The organism is Acidiplasma aeolicum, assembly GCF_001402945.1.
In the GTDB taxonomy this organism is placed as follows: domain Archaea; phylum Thermoplasmatota; class Thermoplasmata; order Thermoplasmatales; family Thermoplasmataceae; genus Acidiplasma; species Acidiplasma aeolicum.
The window spans coordinates 1-4,035 of sequence record NZ_LKBG01000035.1; the positions used below are offsets into that span (position 1 = coordinate 1).

At 33.8% G+C, this 4,035-nt stretch carries 5 protein-coding genes; all 5 read left to right on the top strand.

Annotated features, from left to right (window positions below):
- Window positions 1-1,019, top strand: a 1,019-nt coding sequence (locus AOG54_RS01385; RefSeq protein ID WP_055032307.1) for an alcohol dehydrogenase catalytic domain-containing protein, incomplete at its 5' end; no start/stop codon positions are given.
- A 66-nt stretch (window positions 1,020-1,085) separates the two neighbouring features.
- Window positions 1,086-2,438 (top strand): xylulokinase, encoded by a 1,353-nt coding sequence (locus AOG54_RS01390; protein ID WP_052656710.1) that lies wholly within the window; start codon window positions 1,086-1,088, stop codon window positions 2,436-2,438.
- 74 nt (window positions 2,439-2,512) lie between these two features.
- The gene (locus AOG54_RS01395) at window positions 2,513-3,190 is read left to right on the top strand and encodes a transaldolase family protein (RefSeq protein ID WP_048101291.1); all 678 of its coding nucleotides are present in this window, start codon (window positions 2,513-2,515) and stop codon (window positions 3,188-3,190) included.
- Window positions 3,191-3,291: 101 nt separating this feature from the next.
- A complete protein-coding gene (locus AOG54_RS01400) occupies window positions 3,292-3,480 on the top strand; it encodes a hypothetical protein (protein WP_048101290.1) in 189 nt (62 codons plus the stop codon).
- Window positions 3,481-3,532: 52 nt separating this feature from the next.
- The coding region (locus AOG54_RS01405) for an FAD-dependent oxidoreductase (protein WP_162200842.1) at window positions 3,533-4,035 on the top strand (503 nt) is incomplete at its 3' end.

Sequence of the window (4,035 nt, forward strand, 5' to 3'; positions counted from 1 at the left end):
TAAAAGAATATAAACCAAGAATGAAATTAAATGATAAGAAAATAAAATATATAATGAGGGCGGCAATACTGGAGTCCCAAAAAAATTTAAAAATCAGGGATATAAAGAACCCGGATTATGTACCGGATGGATATGTAAAGATAAGGGTAAAATCAGTGGGTATCTGTGGTTCTGATGTTCATTATTATTCCAGTGGAAGGATTGGTGATTTTATTTTAAAATCCCCAATGATACTTGGCCATGAAACTGGAGGAATAGCAGAATCTGATGGTGATAATATTAAACGTGGTGATGTTGTTGCCATAGAACCCGGAATACCATGCGGGAAATGCATTTATTGCAGATCTGGAAGATACAATCTATGTTCCGATATTAAATTCTTTGCCACACCTCCGGTTGATGGTTCAATGAGGGAATATATTGTTCATCCTGAGGGCTTTGTTTATAATGCTAAAGGGCTTTCAACCTCAGAGGCAAGCCTTGCAGAGCCAATGTCTGTTGGTGTTTACGCAGTAAGAAAGTCCCTTATAGGACCCGGTGATTCTGTACTCATTACAGGATCCGGTTCCGTTGGTATATTGACTGCATTTGTTGCGGAATCAAGTGGTGCCAGTGTAACATTAAGTGATGTGGATCCAAAAAAGATGGATTATGCCAGTAAATGTGGCTTTAATGCCTATTTGAATGATAAAATTAGGGACAAATTTGATGCTGTTTTTGAATGCAGTGGATTTGCCTCAGAATTTGCCCTTGAACATGTAAAAAGGGGCGGTGACATTTTTCTGATTGGAATGGGTAATGAAGATGGCCTAAACAATTTAAAAATAACATCAAATGAGATCACTGTTCATGGGATTTTTAGATACAGGAATACATTTGAAACTGCCATTAGCATAATAAAAAAATACCGTGAAAGGATGAAACCTCTTACAGAAAAACACATAGGCCTGGAACAGCTTCCTGATTACCTTGAAAACGGTGAGTATGCAAAATATATTAAAACTATAGTTGATTTATAGATTCATTAAATTTTTAAACCAGATTTATTAAATAAGTTTATATAAAAAAATATATTAAATTCATAAATGTCTTATCTCGGCATAGATGTGGGTACAAATGCAATAAAGGCAGTTATGATTGACAGTTCAGGAAACATAATTTTTGAAAAATCAATAGATTATAAGATTTATTTTAATAATTGTTATGCAGAGGAAAACCCATATGACTGGATAAACGGATTTAAAAAAATCATGGAATCACTGCCTGAAAGGCCAGAATCAATGGCCTTTACAGGCCAGATGCACACATTTGTAATAACAGACGACTACGAAAAGCCAGTGAGAAATGCCATTTTATGGTCAGATTTCCGAGGATATAAATACTCACAATTTCTTATCAAAAAATATGGGTTAAAAAATTTAATTAATGAAACTGGAAATTACCCACTCTCAAATTTCAGCCTGCTTAAACTTTTATGGATAAAATATAATGAAAAACAAAATTTTAAAAAGATGAAAAATGCATTTATAGCAAAGGATTTTGTTAAATATTATTTAACAGGGAAAAAATCCATAGATGTAACTGATGCATCAGGCACATATCTTTTAAATGTTAAAAAAAGATCATGGACCCGGATATTTGAACATTTAGACATATATCCAGAAATATTCGGGGATTTAAATGAATCATACGATACTGATTCATATTATGATGGAATAGAAATAAGGGCCGGTGCAGGTGATCAGGAGGCATCTGCCATAGGGATGGGGCTTGGACCAAATGACCTCGGTATAACACTTGGCACATCCGGTGTCGTTTTTAAGCTTTTAAAGGAATATAAAATTCCCAAAAATAATTCACTGCATTTATTCTGCCATGCACAAAAAAATAAATGGCATTTAATGGGTGTAACACAGTCAGGTGCATTATCATTAAAATGGATAAATAGCATTTTAAATTTAGGTTATAAGGAATCAGAGAAACTCGCCATGTCTTCAGACCCTGGAAGCAATGGCATTCTATTTTTTCCATACCTTAACGGTGAGAGATCACCATTTAATTCAAGCACCGTTCGTGCATCATTCTCCGGCATTAGTTCAGGCAGCAGCAGAAATGACATAATAAGGTCTGTAATGGAGGGCATAGCATTTAATTTAAAACATGTATATAAAGAGATGAATCAGGGGGCAGAAAAAATAGTAATATCCGGTGGTGGTGCAGAAAGCAAACTGCTGGTTCAAATAATATCAGATGTTTTCAATAAAACTGTTTATTTAGGCAATGTGAACAGCACAGCATACGGCGCTGCCCTAATATCAATGGGGCATGACGTTAAACAGGATTATCATGAAGTTTTTGAACCATCCCAAAATGCTGCATTGTACCAGGAACTATTTTTAAAATATTTAAGGTCTTCAAGCTTTATAAGAAAAATTTAGTTTAAATTCAATGAATTATTTATAAAAATATAATAAACACTTAAATATAAATTATGTATGTAAATTAGGTTACAATGAAAATATTTCTGGATTCAGCAAATATTGATGAAATAAATAATATAGCCCGTTACGGCATTCTGGATGGCATAACAACAAATCCGTCAATCTTATCTAAGGAAGTGGATGACAATAATGATACTGCGGGGATCATTAACAATATTATAAAACATGTTAATGGTGAGGTGCACATACAGGTAACATCAGATGAATACGACACCATTTTAAAACAGGCGATGAAAATACATTCTCTTGGACTTAATGTAATAGTTAAGATTCCAGTTACACAAAATGGGATGGCTGCAATGGCCTCATTAAGATCCAGGGGCATTAAAATTAACGCAACCACAATATTTACCCCTCTGCAGGCTTTGGCCGCAGCAAAAAATAATGCTGAATATTCAACTGTATATTTAAGCAGCATAGATGATTCAGGTAACAGTTCATATAAGGTTATTCAAACAATAAGAACCATGTTTAATAATTATAATATGAAAACAAAAATAATGGGGGCTGCAATTAAAAATCCAGTTCAGATTATCGAGTGCGGAATGGCAGGTGTTGACGCTGTTACAGCACCATATGGAGTATTAAAGCAGATGCTCGACCACCCGGAAACATTAATGAATGTTAACAGATTTATAAAGGACTGGAATTTAATACCCCAGAACAGTAAAACATTTTTTAACCAATGATTTGGATTCCAGCATTTTTAAAAGTATGAATGAAGTATATAAGATGTTTTTACTTTTTATAATAAAAAAACATTAAGTATTTTCATTATATTATAAAAATTATGGAAATAAATAATGTAAAAGTCTGCCCACATTGCAATATTGATATGCAATTAAAGAATGCTCCCTACCATCAAAATAATGAATATATAGGGGATTTTGAGGCGTATGTTTGCCCCAGCTGCCACAGGGTATATTACACATCCAAAGGATTTTCTGATATGGGAAGTGTATTAATGAGGAAAAAATAAATAAATTTAATTTTATGGTAAATGTTATTTATAGTTCTATTATATTTAAGTTATGGAACATTACGATGTAATTACAATAGGTGCTGGTGGGGCATGCTATCCTGCCGCCTTCAGGCTTGACCAGTCCGGTTACAGTGTGTTAATGGTCGACAAAAAGGGTGTCCTATCTGGAAACTGTCTTTCAGAGGGATGTGTCCCATCAAAAACAATCATTGAAAACGTGCACAATTACGCCAGAGTTAAAAAATTTTATAGCTTTAATATTGACTATGAAAAAATAATTGAAAGAAAGGATTCAGTTCAGAAAATAAGATATGCCAATCACGATCGTGAGATTAAAAATTCAGGAGTTACGCTTTTAAGGGGTGCAGCGTACATTGTTGACGAACATACAGTAAAGGTTAATGCTGATGGCTTGGAAAAGCTTTACAGTGCAGACTATATAATAATAGGCACTGGAACAGATACATTTGTTCCAGACATACCAGGAAAGGAATATGCATATGTAAGTGGTGATATATTCAGAATAAATCCAAGTTTCAGAAAAATTCCAGA

What these genes read in the sequence shown, in the direction of transcription:
- AOG54_RS01390 (WP_052656710.1), top strand. Translation starts at nt 1,086, where the DNA reads ATGTCTTATCTCGGCATAGATGTGGGTACAAATGCAATAAAGGCAGTT.
- AOG54_RS01395 (WP_048101291.1), top strand. Translation starts at nt 2,513, where the DNA reads ATGAAAATATTTCTGGATTCAGCAAATATTGATGAAATAAATAATATA.
- AOG54_RS01400 (WP_048101290.1), top strand. Translation starts at nt 3,292, where the DNA reads ATGGAAATAAATAATGTAAAAGTCTGCCCACATTGCAATATTGATATG.